Annotated in this window: 1 protein-coding gene and 1 pseudogene; both read left to right on the top strand. The window is 43.4% G+C overall.

Features of this window, described 5'->3' with window-relative positions; all coding sequences use genetic code 11:
- Positions 1-183 (top strand): annotated as a pseudogene (locus tag HMPREF2726_RS01020) (hypothetical protein); the annotation flags it as partial.
- Positions 184-311: 128 nt separating this feature from the next.
- Positions 312-731, top strand: a 420-nt coding sequence (locus HMPREF2726_RS01015; protein ID WP_070601898.1) for a hypothetical protein, incomplete at its 3' end; no start/stop codon positions are given.

Genomic DNA, 731 nt, shown 5'->3' with positions numbered 1-731 from the left:
CGTGAATACGCAATATTTACCCGCCACCCGCAACATTTCGAATTTAGAATGGAAATGGGAACAGGAATTTATCCGGGTAAAGGTGGAGCACCGAATCAAACTCGGCGTTACCGTAAAACGGGACTTATCGAAGGAATTTCTGTATTTGAAAGAGGAGGTTTTGATGGCAGTTATGGGATTTAAGCAACTGCTACCTTGCCATTCTTAGCTATCGATTCCGTTACGTAATACGGGTCGTCTGAAACGATATCCTTGTCATATAGATAAGTTGATATGTTAATATCCTATTTTATTAAACAGGAATAGTAACCATGTTGCACAAAATCGGGATCATGAGCGCGTTAGTTTGGGGGCTTGCCATGCCTGCCGCTGCCGAATGTTTGATTCAAAAAGACAGTATCGGAGGAATTAAACTAGGGCAGAGCTTAAAGCAGGTAAAACAGAAATTCCCGAAGGCGAAAATGGAGAGAACAAGCGATGATGGCGTAGCGCTTGTCGCCATTACGCTGTCTAAAGATATCTTGGTTTTCGCTTCTCAAGATGGAGAAGAAGATCCTGATGCTCCTATAAAATTCCATAAAAAAATTGATTTTTTGGAGACCGACTCTCCCGCCTGCCACACGGCTTCGGGGATACACCCGGGCATGAAGATCAAAGATGCAGAAGCCAAGCTGGGTAAAGTCAAAGAAGTCCACCTATCAGCAATCGAATCGCGTGAATACGCAATATTT

Source organism: Neisseria sp. HMSC074B07 (assembly GCF_001810355.1).
In the GTDB taxonomy this organism is placed as follows: Bacteria; Pseudomonadota; Gammaproteobacteria; order Burkholderiales; family Neisseriaceae; genus Neisseria.
The sequence above is the reverse complement of the archived record's forward strand: the minus strand, read 5'-3'. Positions and strand labels throughout refer to the sequence as shown.